At 64.5% G+C, this 18,930-nt stretch carries 20 protein-coding genes and 1 other RNA gene; 16 read left to right on the top strand and 5 right to left on the bottom strand.

The genetic code is table 11. From position 1 onward, the window contains the following. Window positions 1-244: 244 nt before the first annotated feature. From E5P2_RS14715 to E5P2_RS14680, 7 genes are all read left to right on the top strand, one after another. On the top strand, window positions 245-829 hold the full coding sequence (locus E5P2_RS14715) for a recombinase family protein (protein WP_162567877.1): 585 nt from the start codon (window positions 245-247) through the stop codon (window positions 827-829). A gap of 680 nt (window positions 830-1,509) precedes the next feature. Next, window positions 1,510-1,806, top strand: coding sequence for a hypothetical protein (locus E5P2_RS14705; protein ID WP_162567875.1), 297 nt, complete (start codon window positions 1,510-1,512; stop codon window positions 1,804-1,806). Continuing rightward, window positions 1,803-4,133, top strand: a complete 2,331-nt coding sequence (locus E5P2_RS14700) for a hypothetical protein (protein ID WP_162567874.1) — start codon at window positions 1,803-1,805, stop codon at window positions 4,131-4,133. The genes E5P2_RS14705 and E5P2_RS14700 overlap by 4 nt, the downstream gene beginning before the upstream one ends. Further along, entirely contained in the window at window positions 4,105-4,506 is a 402-nt protein-coding gene (locus E5P2_RS14695) for a hypothetical protein (RefSeq protein ID WP_162567873.1), read from the top strand. The genes E5P2_RS14700 and E5P2_RS14695 overlap by 29 nt, the downstream gene beginning before the upstream one ends. Next, window positions 4,503-5,120, top strand: a complete 618-nt coding sequence (locus E5P2_RS14690) for a BRO-N domain-containing protein (RefSeq protein ID WP_174262671.1) — start codon at window positions 4,503-4,505, stop codon at window positions 5,118-5,120. The genes E5P2_RS14695 and E5P2_RS14690 overlap by 4 nt, the downstream gene beginning before the upstream one ends. 216 nt (window positions 5,121-5,336) lie before the next feature. Further along, window positions 5,337-6,113, top strand: a complete 777-nt coding sequence (locus E5P2_RS14685) for a hypothetical protein (RefSeq protein ID WP_162567872.1) — start codon at window positions 5,337-5,339, stop codon at window positions 6,111-6,113. Further along, window positions 6,076-6,435 carry a BRO-N domain-containing protein gene (locus E5P2_RS14680; protein WP_162567871.1) on the top strand — a complete coding sequence of 120 codons (360 nt, stop codon included), beginning with the start codon at window positions 6,076-6,078 and terminating at the stop codon, window positions 6,433-6,435. Before E5P2_RS14685 ends, E5P2_RS14680 begins: the two co-directional genes overlap by 38 nt. Here E5P2_RS14680 and E5P2_RS14675 read toward each other — a convergent pair. The 3 genes from E5P2_RS14675 to ffs all read right to left on the bottom strand — a co-directional run bounded on the left by E5P2_RS14675 (window position 6,377) and on the right by ffs (window position 9,085). After that, window positions 6,377-7,039, bottom strand: coding sequence for a hypothetical protein (locus E5P2_RS14675; protein WP_232080706.1), 663 nt, complete (start codon window positions 7,037-7,039; stop codon window positions 6,377-6,379). The genes E5P2_RS14680 and E5P2_RS14675 overlap by 59 nt on opposite strands. 160 nt (window positions 7,040-7,199) lie before the next feature. Next, the gene (locus E5P2_RS14670; protein WP_162567869.1) at window positions 7,200-8,873 is read right to left on the bottom strand and encodes a DUF6538 domain-containing protein; all 1,674 of its coding nucleotides are present in this window, start codon (window positions 8,871-8,873) and stop codon (window positions 7,200-7,202) included. A gap of 115 nt (window positions 8,874-8,988) precedes the next feature. Continuing rightward, window positions 8,989-9,085, bottom strand: an RNA gene (gene ffs, locus E5P2_RS14665) — signal recognition particle sRNA small type. Window positions 9,086-9,207: 122 nt separating this feature from the next. Here ffs and dnaX point away from each other — a divergent pair. The 7 genes from dnaX to E5P2_RS14630 all read left to right on the top strand — a co-directional run bounded on the left by dnaX (window position 9,208) and on the right by E5P2_RS14630 (window position 15,324). Continuing rightward, window positions 9,208-11,085, top strand: a complete 1,878-nt coding sequence (dnaX, locus tag E5P2_RS14660; protein WP_162567868.1) for a DNA polymerase III subunit gamma/tau — start codon at window positions 9,208-9,210, stop codon at window positions 11,083-11,085. 40 nt (window positions 11,086-11,125) lie between these two features. Then, a complete protein-coding gene (locus E5P2_RS14655; protein ID WP_012747441.1) occupies window positions 11,126-11,458 on the top strand; it encodes a YbaB/EbfC family nucleoid-associated protein in 333 nt (110 codons plus the stop codon). A gap of 13 nt (window positions 11,459-11,471) precedes the next feature. After that, window positions 11,472-12,065 carry a recombination mediator RecR gene (gene recR, locus E5P2_RS14650; protein WP_162567867.1) on the top strand — a complete coding sequence of 198 codons (594 nt, stop codon included), beginning with the start codon at window positions 11,472-11,474 and terminating at the stop codon, window positions 12,063-12,065. Window positions 12,066-12,085: 20 nt separating this feature from the next. Then, window positions 12,086-12,475: an MAPEG family protein gene (locus E5P2_RS14645; protein ID WP_162567866.1), complete on the top strand. Its 390-nt coding sequence runs from the start codon at window positions 12,086-12,088 to the stop codon at window positions 12,473-12,475. A gap of 115 nt (window positions 12,476-12,590) precedes the next feature. Further along, complete coding sequence (locus E5P2_RS14640; protein WP_162567865.1) at window positions 12,591-13,625, top strand: ABC transporter substrate-binding protein; 1,035 nt, start codon at window positions 12,591-12,593, stop codon at window positions 13,623-13,625. A gap of 48 nt (window positions 13,626-13,673) precedes the next feature. Continuing rightward, window positions 13,674-14,489, top strand: coding sequence for an ABC transporter ATP-binding protein (locus E5P2_RS14635; RefSeq protein ID WP_162567864.1), 816 nt, complete (start codon window positions 13,674-13,676; stop codon window positions 14,487-14,489). Between the two features lies 1 nt (window position 14,490). Continuing rightward, the gene (locus tag E5P2_RS14630; protein WP_162567863.1) at window positions 14,491-15,324 is read left to right on the top strand and encodes an ABC transporter permease; all 834 of its coding nucleotides are present in this window, start codon (window positions 14,491-14,493) and stop codon (window positions 15,322-15,324) included. Window positions 15,325-15,337: 13 nt separating this feature from the next. Here E5P2_RS14630 and E5P2_RS14625 read toward each other — a convergent pair whose 3' ends face one another. Then, window positions 15,338-16,993 carry a transglycosylase SLT domain-containing protein gene (locus E5P2_RS14625; protein WP_162567862.1) on the bottom strand — a complete coding sequence of 552 codons (1,656 nt, stop codon included), beginning with the start codon at window positions 16,991-16,993 and terminating at the stop codon, window positions 15,338-15,340. A gap of 171 nt (window positions 16,994-17,164) precedes the next feature. Between E5P2_RS14625 and E5P2_RS14620 the strand changes: the two genes are divergently transcribed. Beyond that, a complete protein-coding gene (locus tag E5P2_RS14620) occupies window positions 17,165-17,959 on the top strand; it encodes a class I SAM-dependent methyltransferase (RefSeq protein WP_232077066.1) in 795 nt (264 codons plus the stop codon). Then, on the top strand, window positions 17,956-18,405 hold the full coding sequence (rnhA, locus tag E5P2_RS14615; protein ID WP_162567861.1) for a ribonuclease HI: 450 nt from the start codon (window positions 17,956-17,958) through the stop codon (window positions 18,403-18,405). The genes E5P2_RS14620 and rnhA overlap by 4 nt, the downstream gene beginning before the upstream one ends. Before the next feature lie 22 nt (window positions 18,406-18,427). On the opposite strand, the gene E5P2_RS14610 is transcribed toward rnhA, so the two are convergent. Further along, window positions 18,428-18,922 carry a Crp/Fnr family transcriptional regulator gene (locus E5P2_RS14610; protein WP_162567860.1) on the bottom strand — a complete coding sequence of 165 codons (495 nt, stop codon included), beginning with the start codon at window positions 18,920-18,922 and terminating at the stop codon, window positions 18,428-18,430. Window positions 18,923-18,930: the final 8 nt, after the last annotated feature.

Raw genomic sequence — 18,930 nt, 5'->3', positions numbered from 1 at the left:
CCACATCTACGTTCTGGAGCGTTGCGGTGGTCCCGCAGTGAGGACAGATCCAAGACATTCGAGATCTCCAACAGTTTGAGCAAGGTGCGCAGCGTAACCGGCCGACCGGAAATCAGAATGCGGACGGGCTGTACGAATTCGACCGGTTCCGTACTTCCTCGGCAACACTGTCCATAAAATAGATTGACGGCATTTTGGACATGACTCATGATTCGGACTTCGTTTTCGTACACCAAGGAGCCCCATGTCCCGAGTCTTTGCCTACTGCCGCGTCAGCACCACCGATCAGACCACCGACAACCAAGTGCAGGAGATCGCTGCGGCCGGCTTCAGCGTGACCCCTCAGCGCACCATCACGGAAACCGTCTCGGGGTCCGTAGCGGCATCGGAGCGGCCCGGCTTCGGGAAGCTCCTGGACAAGTTGGAGGCGGGCGATGTACTGGTGGTCACGAAGTTGGACCGCCTCGGGCGCAACGCGATGGACGTGAGGGCTACCGTGGAGGCGCTCACGGGGCTCGGCGTCCGGGTTCACTGCCTCGCCCTCGGAGGCGTGGACCTCACGAGTCCGGCCGGCAAGATGACCATGGGCGTGATTGCCGCGGTGGCCGAGTTTGAGCGGGACCTTTTGATCGAGCGCACCCAGGCGGGGCTCGCTCGGGCGAAGTCGGAGGGTAAGACTCTCGGGCGCCCGCCGGCTTTGCAGGGTCGGGTAATCGATGACGTGAGGGAGCGCCTCCAGAAGGGTGAGGCGGTCGCTGCTATTGCCCGTGCCCACAACACCAGCCGGCAGACCATCATGCGCATCCGAGATGGCGTGGCGCCAGCCTGAGGACCGCCGATTTCTGACTGCCGATTACCCCCTTGATTAGGTAGAGCTTCGGAAGCTCGCCCCGCGTCGATCGCCCACCGATTGTGTAGAGCCTTGAGCCAGCGGCCAATAAATACGTTCATTAGGTAGAGCACCGCTCGACCACCAGCCGGAGACACTTCCGGCCACCACATAGCCACCTTACTGCCGACGCACATCGCTGCGCCGGCACCCCATCCAACTTCCCCGGACATGCGTTCGCCCCGCGGGATAAGACCTCAGCCTCAGGGCTTTGGAAGGATTTCATGGGGGTAAGGGGGCAGAGGCGAAGCCGCCCTTTAGGTTTCCTGATCGTGCATCTCTGAGATGCCTTCGGCATGAGGAGACCAAGGAAGAACATCCTCCCCCTGATGCCCCTCAGAGATGCCCATGAAGGTGTCTCTGTTGATGCCCTCTGAGGTCATCGCTACGGGAAACAACAGCATGCCTTCATCGCGTTCCTGAGCATGGGATGCATCCGTGGTCTCACCTCACTACCGATGGACCTCAGGTGTTCGATCGCCAGCAGATTGATGCCCGCTCCGGCCATCCCTCCGTGACTCCAATCTGCTGCCGATAGGTCGCCCTTCGCGTCCTTGTCCTGAGCCCCTACGCCCCTGCGGTGTTGGGGCTTTTCCTTTTCCACTTCACATGAGCTTGTAATGGCACAACATCCCCCGCGTGTAATCCGCGCCTACTCCCTTCCCGTTCCCCTGTTCGACCACCTCAAGGTTTTCCAGCGGAATCTCCAACTTGCCGCCGATCTCGAAGCCGGCACGCCCGCCCGCGAGGGCGACGCCCATTGGATCGACAACAGCCGAGCCCTCGCGAATCTCGTGCAGCAGCACGTCCTGTTCTCCGTGGCAGCGGGGCAAGCTGGTATGCAGTCGGCAGACTTTGCCGTCGCCCTCTACCAAGGCGACCTGAAGGCGGTCAAACCTACCGAGGTGCAGCGATGAGCCGCGTCCAGGTCAGCGATCAGTACGGAGGCCAGCAACTCCAAACGCACGCCCGCCCGGTGGCCGCTACGGTGCAAGCTGCGGCTCCCGAACAGGAGACCCGGTGGAAGGGCCTTGCGGATGTCTTCGCGCAGGGCGCAGGGCTGGCCGATACGGTGGCGAAGCAGGCGCAGATAGATGACGCCGCAGCGGCCAAGCGGTGGGCTCAGTCGATGAGCGTAGGGGAACTCGGCAAGGCCATTTCAAACGGCAGCATGTTGCCTTCGCAGAGCCCCGCTTTCGTAGGCACGGTGCAGCACATTTGGGGCGTGAACTCCCACGAAGCTGGCATGCGGGACCTCACCTCGAAGCTCACGACCGGCGAATTGAAGTTCAACTCCCCAGGGGAGGCGGACAACTACCTGACGGAGTGGCGCAACACCACGCTGGCAGGGCAGAGCGACTACGCGAAGGCCGGCTTCGACAAGGCGTATGCGCAGACCCGCGACAAGGTGATGGATCATGTCGCCAAGATCAACGATGCTGCGTGGGTCGATAACGCGAAGGTGCAAGCCTCGGACTTCCTGGCGAACTCCCTGAACGAGGTCTCCGGGCCGGACTTTAAGGGGACCCCTCAGGAAGCCGCTTCGGCGCTCATGTCGCAGTACCAACTGATGCGCCACACGAAGACCCTGCCTGACGATGCCGCGAAGGGTGCCCTCGGGGAGATAGTCACGCGCATGGCGAGCGCTGGCAAGCCGGACCTCCTCGCCGCTTTCCTCAATTCCGAGATGGACAGCATCGGCTCAGTCCGGGGCTTCCTCGGGGAGACCCGCGCCGCGACGCTCACTCATCAAGCAGCCGCTGCGTATGACCAAGGGCAGCGGGAGCGCATCGACGGCGAGATGTTGCCTTGGTACAAGCAGGCCGATGCGGGCTCGCTCAACGTCTCGAAGCTCGAAGCGTGGGCCGCATCTCCCGAGAATGCAAAGTTCGTTTCCTCGGCCACTGTTCACAGCCTCACGCGGGCGAACGCTGCGGCCATCGAGCGGCAACAGCGGGAACTCCAGCAGGCGCAGATCGTGGGGGCCATGCAGGCATCCGAGTACGAGGCACAGCGGAGGGTCGATGCCGCCGCATCCGCGGGGCGGCTTTGGGAAGTGCAGGGCACCCGCACCCCGAAGGTGCTGACCAAGACCGGCGAGGTGAAAGACTTCGACGTGAAGGGCTACGCGGAACAGTCACTCGGCCAGATGACCAAAGCGATGCCGTTCAATCAGCAAGTGTCAGCATGGGCCATGAATGGTCTCGACAATCCGAATTGGCGCAACGAGATCAATGCAGGCTTCCTCAATCTCGCGAGCATCGGCGTGGACTCCCAAGGGAAGCCTAAGGGGACCCTGAACGAGGCCGGCAAGCGGAGCATCGAACTGTTCAAGCAGATCGACGGCACCAACCCCGACTATGCCCGCCAGCTTGTGGGCGAGAAGACCTATCAACGGTTCTCCGATATCGGCTTCCTGATGCACCTCGGGCGTTCCGCAGACGATGCCGCGGGGGTCGCAGCAGGCGCCGCATCAGGGGCAGTAGTCGGCAGCGACGTAGAGAAGCTCACGAAGAAGATTCACGCGGAGGTGAACAAGCTCACCGATAGCCCTTGGTACAAACCGAACTGGGTCACTCGCATCATGGGCGACAACACCACGGCGAATACCGCTCAAGTCACCGGAGCGCTCCGGAGGTACTCCACCTTGCTTGCCCATAGCGGCCAGTATGGGGATGCGGAGGCGGCCGTCTCAGAGGCTTTTGATTACCTCGCTCGACCTCAGGTGTCGGCGAAGATCAATGGCACGCTGTACCTGCGTTCCGAGCTTCCCAAGGCGCCAGATACGCGCACTCCCGACGAGTGGTTCTCGCGCTACCTCGATGCCGTACCGAAGGCTCGCGCTCGGGAACTCGGGCACGGCGATAGCGAGGTGCGGCTTGAGTTCGATCCGACCATCAAGGCGTACCGTGCGTTCATCCTCGGGGTTCCGCTCTCGAACCCTGATGGCACCCTGATGGTTTCCACGAAGGGGGACATCTCGGCTTGGTACGCGAAGCAGCTTGATGGCGATGTGGCTGAGGCAACGGCCAAGGGTGCCGCGAAGGTGCAGGCCATCAAGGACACCCGAGCGGGCGGCGCACGCATCAGCGAGTGGGCCAAGACGGAGTTCGGCAAGGGCATCCCGAAGGGGGCCGCAAAGCCTGCCGCACCGGAGGAGCCGTTCCGGCCACAGCCGCTCATCGACATGAACGGCATTACGAACCCGAACCCGAATGCACGTCCGGGCCAGCGGCAACCGTAAGCAGACCATCCCACACGAAGCCCCGCTCGGCGTCTCTATGGCGTCCTGCGGGGCTTTTTCTTTTCTCCAATCCATTCAACTTCCAATGCAAGAACATATTCCACCGGCTACCCCGAACGTCAGCGAGGAAGTCCTCATCGTTCGGTCCATCACCTTCAGGAACAGCACCTTCGGGGGCCTCAAGACCTTCATTCGCGAGCACGAGCACAAGACCGGCGAGCGCCTCACCAATGCCGCCGCTGTGGACTGCCTGCTCCGGGCGCAACTGGCGTACTCGATCAACCGCCGAGCGGCGCACGAGATGATGACCCTGGCGCGGCCCACCGGAGCCCTGGCGCTGCGCACCATCGACAACAAGGAGGGGGCAGCATGAGCGCACCGGCGAGCCTGCCAGCACCCTTTATGGACACCTTCACCTTCAACGTCACCGACATCCTGAGTTTGTCCCTGCGGGCGATCATGCGCGACGGCGCTCCGTGGTTCATTGCCAAAGACGTTTGTGGTGCCCTCGGCTATGCCAACGCCTCGAAAGCACTTGCCGACCACGTGGAGCCAGAGGATTGGTCTAACGTTTCGTTAGGTCAACGCGGCCTCGGTGCCGTGAACATCATCAGCGAGCCGGGCCTGTACTCGCTCATCAGTGGCAGCAAGAAGCCGGAAGCGAAGGCTTTCAAACGGTGGGTCATGCGCGATGTCTTGCCCACCATCCGCAAGCAGGGTGCGTATGTCCAGGGCGCCGGCAAGCTCAGCCCCGCAGCGCAAGACGCCCTCTACGCGAACATTCGAGGTGTGTTGAGGGAAGCCCTTCGGCGGTACGACAAAGACACAGAACATACCCACTGGCGAAGCCTCGCTAAGCAGCGCGATTGGGTCCGCCTGTCGGCCGAGAAGGTGGCTCGCGAGATGGGCTTGCCGTTGGATGTGGTCCTTGCGGCCGGGTCGCACGGTATCGATGCTGGCATGTCTGTGCTGGCGAACGGGCGGTAGCCCCCCTCAGGAAGGTAAGCCTCGGGTAGCCGCTCTGTGCCCCCTTGGTGCGTCGTATCGGCGGCGGCGAGGGGGTTGGGTGCGGGGGCTCTTGATGAAGCCTTGGCGGGGCTCTGGCGAGTTTCGGCAGGGTTTGCTATCAAAATGATAGCGTCCCTGAGAGTATCTGTCCGCCACGGAGAAAGCCACCCCCGCGCCCGGTTGCATACTGAGCGCATGGCCGACGACATCATCCATTCGCACGTCATCCTCGAATGGCACTTCACACCGGCAGACTTCTTTGGGGAGCCCGTCACGGCAACCCGGGAAGGGTACACGTGGTCTCTCACGGATGGGAAAGCTGAGGCGCGAATCGACGGTATGCGATATGCGGCCGATGAAGGAATACGGGAACAAATTCACCATGAACTTGAAAGCAGGTTCCGGGCTGCGCAAGTACTGCGGCACCAGCCATTCAGGCTCTCCGGCCCCAACGTCACAAAGTTCCGCGCGGATGGGACCCGTGTCATCTCCATGGTGCTTCAAGCGGGCGCCATCAAGATCATCGGCCACAGGCCCAGCGTTCGCATTCATGATCCTGCGGGCAATGTGGTGTACGACTCGGAGCAAGCCAGCCGTGAGAAGGCGCGAGCTTTTGAGAATCGGGTTGCCGGGCATTCGACGGACCCGCTACTTGGCGTATTGCTGCGCAGCTTCCAGGCCGCAGTTCGAGACCCTGACAACGAACTCATTCACCTCTATGAGCTTCGCGACGCCCTCGCGACCCGCTTCGGCAAAGACGGCGAAGCAAGAGCCGCGCTTGGGCTGACCGCCAAAGAATGGAGCCGGTTTGGCTTGCTTTGCAACGTGGAGCCGCTACGACAGGGGCGACATCGCGGTGAGAACGCGGGCTCCCTGCGGGATGCGACTGAAGCCGAACTGGCAGAGGCCAGGACGTTCGGCAAGAAGTTGCTGGATGGCTATCTCGACGTGCTCGACAGCGAAGGCGCTTGACGACCGCGCCCCTAACCTGACCATTCGCGCAATCCTCCGGGGCGGCGAGCCGTGGTTCGTGGCGAAGGACGTGTGTGAGGCCCTCGGCTTCGACACCGACAAGACCGGCATAGGCAAGTACCTCGCCGGCCTCGATGCAGACGAGGTGAATACCGTCCGAGATTCTTCCGGTATTCGGCGGGGTAACCCGCACGTCAAGATCATCAACGAGTCGGGCCTGTACTCCCTGATCCTGAAGTCCCGCAAGCCAGAAGCCAAGGCGTTCAAGAAGTGGGGCACCTCGATGGTCCTGCTGCCGCTGAGGAGTCGCGGGATTCGTTGATAACTGACTTGAAATAGCCTTCGACCACTTCCCAGGTGCTCGTCAGGAGCTTCACAGAATTGTCCTCGCTGATTCCAAACACGTCGCCATGTCGCAACGGGTCCGCTTCGGCCTTGATGGCGCGAAGGACTTCCTCTGTCGCCCCGGAGACTTCCTGGAACTTTACCCATTGCACCGCTTTTCCTGCATGCGCGACTCCGTGCACCGCGGCGCAATGATGCCTGAGTGACTCGATGGCGCGATAGCAATAAAAACCCGTGTCATCGGCGTTCTTTAGCGCCGAGAGCAGATCACTAAGGCATCGCTGTACGAACACTCCGTGCTGGCCGAGAACCTTCCCACGCAGTTCGGTCAAAGCGACTTCCAAATTGGTCGTTTCGCGGGGCTTGGAAATGCACGGCACATCAATGCCGAACACATAGTCAATCTCGCGCCTGTGATTTATGACACGCGTGACAGCGAAGTCGTACGCGTAGCCCTTGAGAAAGCCGATGATCGCCAGTTGAAGTTGAAGGATGCCCTTCACTACATTTCGGAGGTCAAGGACTCCCCACTCATACCCGCTGTCGATCTGGACCGAAATCTGATTGACGAGAATGCTCACGGTCGCAGTGCCCGGCGCCCCGGATAGCAAATGCGAAAACTTGATCGTGAACTTCGGCAAGGTTAGGACAGCACGCTCAGGGAGGACGACTCCTGTAAACACATAAGACATCTATGGCTCCGACAAGTGAATCGTTCGCGGTCAGGCTCATGGATGCGCCCTAAACGCCCCCATACGGCCTCACAACGGGCAACCTGAGGGCAGGGTACTGGATCGCCTCGACGGCCTCTTGAACCTCCTTCAGCGTCCAATGATCGTAGACCACCGTGCCGATGCTTCCCTTGATCTTGTGGCCCGTCACCTTGTCTTGGGTGGCCTCGCTGAATCCCGCACGTCGCATAGGTGCGCGCACCGTGTGGCGGAAGCAATGGAAGTCGGGCCGTGTGCCAGTGAGGCCCAAGGCGTTGCGGTGGTCCTTGAACCAGCGCCCGAAGAAATCGCTTGGTTTCCCCTCGCGCAGCGGCAGGGCAGGCCATAGGGTGTCGCTACGGGCCTTCCTGACGGTCTCCACGTGCTTGAGGAAGCCGAGCCTGATGAGTTCGCTGTGAATTGGGACACTGCGATGACCGGCATCGCTCTTGATGCTCTGGCCCTCGCCCTCGTTCGTCAGTACCAGGACGTTGATGCCCTCGACCTTCTGCACATCAGCGGTTCGCAGTTGGCAGAGTTCGCCCAAGCGGGTGCCCGTGAACAAGCCGAGAAGGGGAATCCAATACGCCGCCTCACGGCCGCCATAGCGGGCATCAGGAAGTGCATGCGCGGTGTGCAACGGCGAGGTGAACATGATTTTCAGTTCGTCCGCGGTCCACGGCCTCCGCTTGTTGGTCGTCGGCGCCTTTATGTCCAGGCCCCGCCACGGTTGCCGATGCAGCCACTCAAGGGTTTCGTGCGCGAACTTCAGAAGCGACTTGATCGCGGTGAGGCGGTCTCGTGCGGTCTTCGGCGTAGCGCAGTTCTCGCGAAGCCACGTCCGGTACGTGTCGCCGATCTCTCGCGTGATGGCGTCCAGCGCGAGGCCCTCCTGTTGTCCCTCGAACTGCTTCAGGGCACGATCATAGGCCGCGATGGAGTCGGCGGAGCGAGGGGAGTCACCTGAGGTTTTCCACTTGCCGAACACATCGCGCAGAGTGCGTGCCTTTGCGGGCTTCAGCGCCTTCGGCGTAGCAAGGATCATGGGCGTATCGATAACTTCCCCAGCATCCCTTAGGCTCACCTCCTTGTGCGCCGTGCGGTATGCCTTCAGGCACGCGAGAAGGGCATCACGAGCGCCCGGCGTCTTCACATCAAACGAGACCCCGAGCTTCGCAGCCTCCGCTTGCACATGCGGCAACACCCGAGCGAGGTTCTGGCTTGCAAGTGACATAGCGGCCTTGCCATCGAGGTGCGCGTTTAGGTCGGCCAGTTCCTCACGCTCCTCCTCCGTGGCGCCGCTCAGGTCATCGACACGGCGCTCGGTAGGGGTGGCCTGTGGAATGCTCAAGCGCACGCGGTTGCGCCGCACACGGGCCATCTCAGCGAGCATCGGAAGATCGGAGCGAAGAAGGTCATCGCGACCGAGCACAACGGCGCGGATGCGTGCGGCAAGCAGCGCGGCCATGTCAGGCGTTATCGCGTCTACCGGCGAGGGGTTGAGTTCGCTGCGTTTGGCCTCAAAGTCGGCCAGCAACTCGGCCCGCTTCACGGTGCCCAGTAAGGTGGCCTCTCGGCGGTCGCTGGTGCCAAGCGCAATGTTCATCGCACGCTTGCCGAAGACCTCGCGAAGGTCGGGCGGAACGACGATGTTGAGATACCACCGGGAGCCCCGTCGATTCAAACCCGTGAGGGTGCTTGCCATGTCTTTCTCCAAGGTCATGGCTGTGCGAGGTTCTACAGTTAGGTTCTACAGTCAGGGGCTCGTAACCCCTTGATAGCGCGTAAGTTCTTGAGAACTCACGGCTTTTTGGAATGAGGTTGACGAGCCTTACCCCCGGCACTGACTACGCAGTTAGGGCTGCTTGGTTCCCCACCTGACCCGGTTGGCCACTTCACCATGCGGGGAGGCCCGTCAGCCTGCATTGTAGGCGAGCGGATTCACCGAGGTGCCAGCGGGGTTTGCGGCGCGCAAGGAATCGTCGGCCGCGTGCGGGCGCGCAGGAATGTTCGCCCGGCGCGCGACCTAAAATGCGCCAATGGCTTATCTCGTGCTCGCTCGCAAACACCGTCCGAAGACCTTCAGCGAGATGGTGGGCCAGGAGCATGTGGTCCAGGCGCTCGAGAACGCGCTGACCTCGCAGCGCCTGCATCACGCCTATCTTTTTACCGGCACGCGCGGCGTCGGCAAGACCACGGTGTCGCGCATCCTGGCCAAGTCGCTCAACTGCCAGGGGCCGGACGGGCAGGGCGGCATCACCGCCACGCCCTGCGGCGTTTGCCAGGCCTGCAAGGACATCGACAGCGGCCGCTTCGTCGACTATACCGAACTCGATGCCGCCTCGAACCGCGGCGTCGACGAGGTGCAGGCGCTGCTGGAGCAGGCGGTCTACAAGCCGGTGCAGGGCCGCTTCAAGGTCTTCATGATCGACGAAGTGCACATGCTCACCGGCCATGCCTTCAACGCGATGCTGAAGACGCTCGAAGAGCCGCCCGAGTACCTCAAGTTCGTGCTCGCCACGACCGATCCGCAGAAGGTGCCGGTCACCGTGCTGTCGCGCTGCCTGCAGTTCAACCTGCGGCCGATGGCGCCCGAAACCGTGCTCGAACATCTCACGCAAGTGTTGCAGACCGAAGCGGTCCCGGCCGAGCCGCATGCGCTGCGCCTGATCGCGCGGGCCGCGCGCGGCTCGATGCGCGATGCGCTGTCGCTCACCGATCAGGCGATCGCGTTCGGCAACGGCGAGCTACTCGAAGCCGGTGTGCGCCAGATGCTCGGCAGCGTCGACCGCGGCCATGTGTTCCATCTGATCGAGGCGCTGGCGCAGGGCGACGGCAAGACGGTGGTCGAGACCTCCGAGGCCTTGCGCCGCGATGGCTTTTCCGCCGCTTCCATGCTCGAGGAGATGACCGCCGTGCTGCAGGGCATGGCGGTGTTGCAGGCCGTGCCGTCGCGTGCCGAGACCGACAATGCGACCGACCCGGATGCGGCAGAGACCGCGCGTCTCGCCGCCCTGATGCCGGCCGACGAAACGCAATTGCTCTACAGTCTCTGCCTGCATGGCCGCGGCGAACTGGGCCTGGCGCCCGACGAGTACGCGGCGCTCACGATGGTGCTGCTGCGGCTGCTGGCCTTCAAGCCGGCCGACACGGCCAGCGCGGAAAAAAAAACTCTGAATGAAGCGCCGCGCGCCGTGGTGCCCGCGCCGACTGCCGGCGCAGTGAGCGCCGAGGCCGTCGATGCGGTGCGTCAGCGCAGCGATGCGCCTTCACCAGCAGCAACACCGGCATCCTCGGAACCGGCACCAGCACGCACGACGGCGCCCGCTGCATCGACTGCGCCGCCCGGCCAGCGCTTGCCTGTCCTCAACGCGCCCGCACTCGCTGCCTCGGCACCCCCGAGACCGGCTGCGGATGCCGGCCCCGCGGCCGCGAAGGTCATGGCGATGCAGGTGCGCGTGCAGCCGCCGCCCGGCGCGCGCGAGGCGCCGCGCGAGAGCATGCCGGGCGCCGTCTCGGCACCCATCGTCCCCACCGAGGAGGGCGACTTCTGGCATGCGATCGTCACGCGCATGGTCGCGGCCGAGGCCGTCACGGCGCTGGCGCGCGAACTCGCGCTGCAGTCGCAGCTGGTGGCGCGCGATGTCGACCAGTGGCTGTTGCGCGTGGAGCGCGAATCGCTCAACCAGACGGCCAGCCGCGAGAAGCTGCAGGCCGCGCTCGCGGCGCTGGGGCACGAGATCCGGATCGCGATCGAGATCGGCAGCGTCGCCGACAGCCCGGCGCGCCGCAACAGGCAGGCGGCCGAGGAGCGCCAGCGCGTGGCCGAGGAAGCGATACGCAGCGATCCCGAGGTGCAGTCGATGATGCGCGACTGGGATGCGAAGATCGTCCCGGGTACGCTGCGGCCCGCTTGAGTTTTTTTCTTTTCTTCCAATCAACGACACAGGATCAACGATGTTCAACAAAGGACAACTGGCCGGCCTCATGAAGCAGGCGCAGGCGATGCAGGACAACCTCAAGAAGGCGCAGGAAGAGCTGGCCACCATCGAGGTCGAGGGCGAATCCGGTGCCGGCCTGGTGAAGGTGGTGATGACGTGCAAGCACGACGTCAAGCGCATCACCATCGACCCGAGCCTCTTGGCCGACGACAAGGACATGCTGGAAGACCTCGTGGCTGCAGCCTTCAACGCCGCGGTGCGCAAGGCCGAGGAGACCAGCGAGCAGAAGATGGGCAAGCTCACCGCCGGCATGCCGGGCCTGCCTCCCGGCATGAAGCTGCCGTTCTGATGCCCGCCCTCTGATGGCGGCCGATTCGAGCTCGCTCGACGCGCTGGTCGACGCGCTGCGGCGGCTGCCCGGCGTCGGCGTCAAGTCAGCTTCGCGCATGGCCTTCCATCTGCTGCAGCATGACCGCCAGGGCGCGCAGTTGCTTGCGCGCGCCTTGCAGCAGGCGGCCACGCAGGTGCGGCATTGCGAGCGCTGCAACACCTTTACCGAGGCACCGGTGTGCAGCGTGTGCCTCGACCCGCGCCGCGATGCCACCAAGCTGTGCGTGGTCGAGACGCCGGCCGACCAGGCGGCGCTCGAGCGAACGGGCGTGTTTCGCGGCTATTACTTCGTGCTGATGGGCAAGCTCAGTCCGCTCGACGGCATCGGGCCGAAGGACATCGGCCTGGCGCGGTTGTTCGAGCGCGCGCTCGACGGCACGGTGAGCGAAGTGATCCTCGCCACCAATTTCACTGCCGAGGGCGAAGCGACGGCGCACGTCATCGGCGAGGCGTTGAAGCAGCGCGGCCTCACGGTGACGCGGCTCGCGCGTGGCGTGCCGGCCGGCAGCGAACTCGAATACGTCGACCTCGGCACCATCGCCCATGCGCTGGTCGATCGCCGCTGATTGCATTCCTGGAGACGAGCATGAGCTTTTCGCTGCCGCTGGCTTACTGGTGCGTTCTGGCCGCTGCGTTGCTGCCCTACGCATCGGCCTACATCGCGAAGGCGGGCAATTTCGGGCCGCGCGACAACCAGGCGCCGCGCGAATGGGGTGCGCGCCAGAGCGGCTGGCGTGCGCGGGCCAACGGTGCGCAGGCCAACAGCTTCGAAGGGCTGGCGTTCTTCATCGGCGCGGTGATCATCGCCCACCAGCTTGGCGCTGCGCAGTCACGGCTGGACATGCTGGCCGCGGCCTACGTGCTGCTGCGCATCGTCTACATCGCGCTCTACGTGAAGGGCGCGGGCGCGGCGCGCAGCGCGGTCTGGGCGCTTGCATTCGCGGTCAATATCGCGATCCTTTTCGTCGGCCGCTAGCGGTCTTCATGCTTACGTGGAAACCCGCACGGGATGTTCCCGATGCAGGCATGGTGGGCCGCCCCTAAGCTCGATTCGAACTCAGGAAATCCAAAGCCCTCAAGGCAAAAACTACATGCTCAATCGCCGTACTTTCACTGCCGCCGCAGCGCTCGGTGCCGCTTCCGTCGCGGTGCCGCTGGTCCATGCGCAAGCCAGGCTCGAGAAGACCAAGATCGCCATTTCGGTCGGTGGCAAAGCCGCGTTCTACTACCTCCCGCTCACCATCTCCGAGCAGCTCGGCTACTTCAAGGCCGAAGGGCTCGACGTCGAGATCTCCGACTTCGCCGGCGGCTCGCGCGCGCTGCAGGCGGTGGTCGGCGGCTCGGCCGACGTCTGCTCGGGTGCCTTCGAGCACACGATCAATCTGCAGGCCAAGAACCAGTTCTTCCAGTGCTTCGTGCTGCAAGGCCGTGCGCCGCAGATCGCGATCGGCGTCTCGACCAAGAACATGCCTGGCTACAAGAGCATTGCCGATCTCAGGGGCAAGAAGATCGGCGTCTCGGCACCGGGTTCGTCGACCAACATGGTGTCCAACCTCGTGCTGTCGCGCGCGGGCCTGAAGGCCAACGACGTGAGCTACATCGGTGTGGGCGTCGCTGCCGGCGCGCTGACGGCGCTGCGTTCGGGCCAGATCGACGCCATCAGCAACACCGATCCGGTGATGACCATGCTCGAGCAGAAGGGCGACGTGAAGATCATCAGCGACACCCGCACGCTCAAGGGCACGCAGGAGGTGTTCGGCGGCCCGATGCCGGCCGCCTGCCTGTATGCGTCGGCCGAGTTCATCCAGAAGAATCCCAACACCTGCCAGGCCCTGGCGAATGCCATCGTGCACGGCCTCAAGTGGCTGCAGAGCGCGGGCCCCGGCGACATCATCAAGACCGTGCCGGAAACCTATCTGCTCGGCGACCGCGCCTTGTATCTGGCCTCCTTCGACAAGGTGCGCGAAGCCATCGCCATCGACGGGCTGGTCCCGTCCGAAGGCCCGCAGACCGCGCTCAACGCGATCGCGAGCTTCGACCCCACGGTGAAGGCTGACAAGATCGACCTCTCGAAGATCTACACCAACGATTTTGCGCGGCGCGCCAAGGACAGGTTCAAAGCCTGACCGGAACGTCTGCAACCCGGCTTCGGCCGGGTTTTTTCTTGCCACCCCATGTCCGACTACGCACTCGAACTCCTCGACATCAGCTGCACCTTTCGCTCGAAGGACGATCACAGCCAGCGCTACACCGCCGTCGCCGACACCACGCTGCGCATTCGCGAGGGCGAGTTCGTCTCGGTGGTCGGACCCACGGGCTGCGGCAAGTCGACCCTGCTCAATGTCGGTGCCGGCCTGCTGGAGCCCTCGTCGGGCACGATCAAAGTCTTCGGCCAGCCGCTCGCCGGCGTCAACGCACGCGCCGGCTACATGTTCCAGAGCGAAGCGCTGATGCCCTGGCGCAGCACGCTGGACAACGTGATGGTCGGCCTGCAGTACCGCGGCGTTCCCGATGCCGAAGCGAGGGCGCATGCGCAGCAGTGGCTCTCGCGGGTCGGGCTCACGGGCTTCGGCGACCGCTACCCGCACCAGCTCTCGGGCGGCATGCGCAAACGCACCGCGCTCGCGCAGGTGCTGGCGCTGGACCCGGACATCATCCTGATGGACGAGCCCTTCAGCGCGCTCGACATCCAGACCCGGCAGCTGATGGAGAACGAAGTGCTCGAACTCTGGGCCGCGAAGAAGAAAGCGGTGTTGTTCATCACGCATGACCTCGACGAGGCGATCGCGATGAGCGACCGCGTGGTGGTGCTGTCGGCCGGACCGGCGACGCATCCGATCGGCGAGTTCGCCATCGACCTCGACCGTCCGCGCGACGTGGCCGAGGTGCGCACCCATCCGCGCTTCGTCGAACTGCACACGCAGATCTGGAACGTGCTGCGCGACGAGGTGCTCAAGGGCTATGCGCAGCAACTGAAGAAGGTGGCCTGACATGCGCCTGGCTCCTCATGAAAGCAATGCGCGCTATTGGCAGGTCGGGCTGCTCGTCGTGCTGCTGGTTGCCTGGCATCTGGCGTCGCGCAACCAGCAGTTCGCCTTCTTCCTCGGCGAGCCGATCGAGGTCGCGGGACGGATCTGGAGCTGGTTCCTGCCCTTCGACGTGGCGCCGAATGCGCTGTTTCCGGAAGGGCTGCCGGGCCATGCCGACATCTACCTGCACCTGGGCACCACGCTGATCGAGACCGTGCTGGCCTTCGGCATCGGCACGCTGCTGGGCCTCGCCTGCGGACTCTGGCTGGCGCTGGCGCCGACCGCGAGCCTGATCCTGGAGCCCTACATCAAGGCCGCGAACTCGATGCCGCGCGTGATCCTGGCGCCGATCTTCGCGCTCTGGTTCGGCCTGGGCATCTGGAGCAAGGTGGCGCTGGCGATCACGCTGGTGTTCTTCATCGTCTTCTTCAACGTCTTCCAGGGCGTGCGCGAAGTGAGTCCGGTGGTGCTGGCGAATGCGCGCATGCTGGGCGCCAACCAGCGTCAGCTGCTGCGTACGGTGTATCTGCCGAGTGCGACGAGCTGGGTGTTCTCGAGCCTGCATACCTCCGTGGGCCTGGCCTTCGTCGGCGCGGTGGTGGGCGAGTACCTGGGCTCGGCGCGCGGCGTCGGCTACCTGATCCTGCAGGCCGAAGGCACCTTCGATGTCAACACGGTGTTCGCCGGCATCGTGGTGCTGACGGCCTTCGCGCTCGCGCTCGACGGCTTCGTGAGCGTGATCGAGAAGCGGCTGATGAAATGGCAGCCGCGCAGCGGCGAGACCGAGAAGCTCTGAACGCGGCGCTGGTTCAGCGCTTCTTCTTCGACGGCGTGCCGCCGCGCTTTTCGCGCACCACCTCTTTGCTGCTCGATCGGGGCGTCTTGGTCACGGCGGCCTTGGCGGAGACCGGTGCCTGCGCCTTGACACGCGACGCACCCTTCCCGGATGCGGCGGAGACCTTGGCGTGCACTTCTGCCTTCGACGAAGAAGCTGCCATCTTCGATGCACTGGTGCGCTGGAGGATGCTGGCGCCCACGTGGCCGTGCGGCGTGCCGGTGCCCACGCTGGCGGTGCGCGCGGCACGAACGGGCAGGTACACCACCACTTCGAAGCCACGCTGGAACACGTGATTGGGCTTGACGTCGTTCCATTCGGCGACGCGGGCCGGGCTCAGGCGCAGGCGCTGCGCGATGCTGGCCACGCTGTCCTTGCGGCCGGCGCGGATGACGGTGCGCCGCGTCACGATCTCGGGCTCGAAGTTCAGGTGGCCGGTGTCGGCGATCACCGCGGCGACGTCTTCCTGCACGCGTGCACCGCGCGGCACGATCAGCGTCGATCCGGCCTTGATCAGCATCCGCGGCGGCACGTTGTTGATACTGCGCAGATCGGCCTCGCTCATGCCGGAACGCTGGGCCGCATCGGCCACGGTCATGGTGGCCGGGACCGTCCACGCGGTCCAGCTGGCGTATTGCCCTTGCGAATAGGCCTCGAAGTTGCGCTGGAACAGCGCGGCGTTGTCCCACGGCAGCAGGATCTCGGGCGTGCCGGCCGCGAGCAGCACCGGCTTGTGCGCGGAAGGATTGAGCGCGCGGAAGTCCTCGATGTTGACGTCGGCCAGCTTCGCGGCCAGCGAGACGTCGAGGTCGCGCTTGAGCGTGACGGTCTGGAAGTAGGGGTGGTTGGCGATCAGCGGCAGCTCGGTGTTGAAGCGCTCGGGGTTGGCCACGATGTTCTTCACCGCCTGCAGCTTCGGCACGTAGAGGCGCGTCTCGGCCGGCATGCTGATGTCTTCGTAACCGGCCGGAAGGCCTGCGCGCTGGTTCTTGGCGACCGCGCGTGCCACGTTGCCTTCACCCCAGTTGTAGGCGGCCAGCGCGAGCTGCCAGTCGCCGAACTGGGCATAGAGCCTCTGCAGATAGTCGAGCGCGGCGCGGGTGGACGCGATCACGTCGCGCCGGTCGTCGCGGAAGATGTTCTGCTTGAGGGCGAAGTCGGTGCCGGTGGCGGGCATGAACTGCCACATGCCGGCCGCTCGCGCGCTGGACACGGCCTGCGGGTTGAAGGCGCTCTCGATGTAGGGCAGCAGCGCGAGTTCGGTCGGCATGTCGCGGCGTTCGAGTTCCTCGACGATGTGGAAGATGTAGCGGCTCGAGCGCTCCGTCATGCGCTGCATGTAGTCGGGCCGGCTCGCATACCACTGCTCGCGCTCGTGCACGAGGTCGTTGTCGAGATCGGGCATCTTGAAGCCGCGGCGGATGCGGTCCCACATGTCGGCAGGCGGCGCCAGCGTGACGATGGTGCGCGATTTCGTCTCGCTGGTGGTGATGGGCTTGAGCGCGCCGCCGGCATAGGCGGGCGCGCCGGTGGCCGAGGTGCCGGAAGAAGAGGAGCCCGTGCCGGTGGTGCTTGCGCAGCCCGCCAGGAACAGCGAGCCTGCGAGGCAGGCAGCAAGGATAAATTTCATCGAAAGTCGTTTTTCCATTGGCGCGGGGCCGCGAACACGTTGGCGTGGACGCGGGCTGCGCGAAGGACGGAGGCTTCGCGGCTGCGAAGGGAGATGTGGGGGTGCGTGACTAGAATCGCGCCCAGTTGCTGAAGGCCGTTGTCGGCAAAGGTGGGCGGCGGAACGAGGGTCATGAGCGGTCAAATTATAGGTTTGCATGAATGGTTAGCGACCCCCCCGGGTCGCTACCTGCTGGCGTGGGAACAGGCCCAGTACGACCAGGCCGTGGCGGACGTGTTCGGCTACCATGCGCTGCAGCTCGGGCTGGGCGAGGTCGAAGGGCTGCGCGCCAACCGCATGCCGTATCGCTGGCTGGCGCTTTCCGATCCGGCCCTGGCGGCGCGCAGCGCGCTGGTCACCGATTTCGCGGCGCTGCCTTTCGGCGCCAACAGCCTCGACCTGGTCGTGCTGCCGCACACGCTCGAACTCAGTCCCGATCCGCATGCGACGCTGCGCGAGGTCGAGCGCGTGCTGGTGCCGGAGGGTCGGGTCGTGATCTGCGGCTTCAATCCTGCCAGCCTGTGGGGCCTGCGCCAGCAGCGCGCGCAGCTCTATCGGCAGCTCGGCTTCGGCGAGCTCTTTTTGCCCGATGCCGGCGACTTCATCGGCTACCGGCGCATGCGCGACTGGCTGCGGCTCCTGAGCTTCGAGGTCGAGTCGGGGCGTTTCGGCATCTACCGGCCGGCGGTGCGCAGCGACGCCTGGCTGGAACGCTGCCGCTGGTTCGACACCGCGGGCGAGCGCTGGTGGCCGATCTTCGGCGCGGTCTATTTTCTGGTGGCGGTCAAGCGGGTGCGCGGCATGCGGCTTCTGAGCACCGACTGGCGCCGCGCGGCCTCGCGCGCCAGTGCACCGGTGCCGATCGCGGGCAAGCTGCACCACGACCACAGCCATCGACAACGACAACAGGAAGGAAACGGGTTTTGAACGAAGTGCAGATCTACACCGACGGCGCCTGCAAGGGCAATCCCGGCCCGGGCGGCTGGGGCGCATGGCTCAAGTCGGGCGAGACGGAGAAGGACCTGTTCGGCGGGGAGCTCAACACGACCAACAACCGCATGGAACTCAAGGCGGTGATCGAGGGCCTGGGTGCGCTCAAGCGGCCGTGCAAGGTCGTCCTGTATCTGGACAGCCAGTACGTGCGCATGGGCATCACCGAATGGATTCGCGGCTGGAAGGCCAAGGGCTGGCGAACTTCCACCAAGCAGCCGGTCAAGAATGTCGAGCTCTGGCAGGAACTCGACAAACTGGTGGCCGAAGGCGGACATCAGATCGAATGGCGCTGGGTCAAGGGGCACTCCGGCGACCCCGGCAACGAACGTGCCGATGCACTGGCCAACAAGGGCGTGCAGCGGGCGCTGGGGCGGCTCTGAGGGGCGCGTCCCGGCCGATTGCCTAGGACGCCGGCTCGATGCGCTGCGGCGCCTCCAGCGTCTCGCCCATGCGTGCGCGAAACAGCAGCTCGTCGGTCGCGCGCAGGCGGCGGCTCATCTCGCGCCCGATGTTCATCTGGATCAGCGCGAACTGCTCGGCATCGCGCTCGAAGAGGCGGTAGAGGTTCTCGGGCGTGAGCTCGATCGCGTCGCAGTCCTCGTCCGCGCGCACTGACGCGCTGCGCGGAAACAAGTCCAGCAGCGCCATCTCGCCGAAGCAATCGCCGGGCGCGAAGCGCCGCAGCAGAAGCTCGTGGCCCTGCCAGCTCTTCGACACCGTCACGTGCCCTGTTTCGAGGACGAACATGCTGGCCGCCGGATCGCCTTCGCGGAAGAAGAAGTCGCCGCCCCGGACCGTGACCAGCGGCGCCGGCGCCAGCAGGAATTCGATCGCGTCCGCACCGATGGCGCCGAAGATCGGCATCTGCTGCATCATCTCGATCCGCGCCGCGAGCATGGGTGTTT

The sequence above is a fragment of the Variovorax sp. SRS16 genome (assembly GCF_901827165.1).
In the GTDB taxonomy this organism is placed as follows: Bacteria; Pseudomonadota; Gammaproteobacteria; order Burkholderiales; family Burkholderiaceae_C; genus Variovorax.
This window is presented reverse-complemented; position numbering and strand designations above follow the sequence as displayed.

Coding starts and splice junctions, on each gene's coding strand:
- E5P2_RS14655 (WP_012747441.1), top strand. CDS start 11,126: ATGTTCAACAAAGGACAACTGGCCGGCCTCATGAAGCAGGCGCAGGCG.
- E5P2_RS14700 (WP_162567874.1), top strand. CDS start 1,803: ATGAGCCGCGTCCAGGTCAGCGATCAGTACGGAGGCCAGCAACTCCAA.
- E5P2_RS14690 (WP_174262671.1), top strand. CDS start 4,503: ATGAGCGCACCGGCGAGCCTGCCAGCACCCTTTATGGACACCTTCACC.
- E5P2_RS14695 (WP_162567873.1), top strand. CDS start 4,105: ATGCACGTCCGGGCCAGCGGCAACCGTAAGCAGACCATCCCACACGAA.
- E5P2_RS14630 (WP_162567863.1), top strand. CDS start 14,491: ATGCGCCTGGCTCCTCATGAAAGCAATGCGCGCTATTGGCAGGTCGGG.
- E5P2_RS14715 (WP_162567877.1), top strand. CDS start 245: ATGTCCCGAGTCTTTGCCTACTGCCGCGTCAGCACCACCGATCAGACC.
- E5P2_RS14620 (WP_232077066.1), top strand. CDS start 17,165: ATGAGCGGTCAAATTATAGGTTTGCATGAATGGTTAGCGACCCCCCCG.
- E5P2_RS14610 (WP_162567860.1), bottom strand. CDS start 18,922: ATGCTCGCGGCGCGGATCGAGATGATGCAGCAGATGCCGATCTTCGGC.
- E5P2_RS14635 (WP_162567864.1), top strand. CDS start 13,674: ATGTCCGACTACGCACTCGAACTCCTCGACATCAGCTGCACCTTTCGC.
- E5P2_RS14640 (WP_162567865.1), top strand. CDS start 12,591: ATGCTCAATCGCCGTACTTTCACTGCCGCCGCAGCGCTCGGTGCCGCT.
- recR (WP_162567867.1), top strand. CDS start 11,472: ATGGCGGCCGATTCGAGCTCGCTCGACGCGCTGGTCGACGCGCTGCGG.
- E5P2_RS14670 (WP_162567869.1), bottom strand. CDS start 8,873: ATGGCAAGCACCCTCACGGGTTTGAATCGACGGGGCTCCCGGTGGTAT.
- E5P2_RS14705 (WP_162567875.1), top strand. CDS start 1,510: ATGGCACAACATCCCCCGCGTGTAATCCGCGCCTACTCCCTTCCCGTT.
- E5P2_RS14645 (WP_162567866.1), top strand. CDS start 12,086: ATGAGCTTTTCGCTGCCGCTGGCTTACTGGTGCGTTCTGGCCGCTGCG.
- E5P2_RS14680 (WP_162567871.1), top strand. CDS start 6,076: ATGGCTATCTCGACGTGCTCGACAGCGAAGGCGCTTGACGACCGCGCC.
- E5P2_RS14625 (WP_162567862.1), bottom strand. CDS start 16,993: ATGAAATTTATCCTTGCTGCCTGCCTCGCAGGCTCGCTGTTCCTGGCG.
- dnaX (WP_162567868.1), top strand. CDS start 9,208: ATGGCTTATCTCGTGCTCGCTCGCAAACACCGTCCGAAGACCTTCAGC.
- E5P2_RS14685 (WP_162567872.1), top strand. CDS start 5,337: ATGGCCGACGACATCATCCATTCGCACGTCATCCTCGAATGGCACTTC.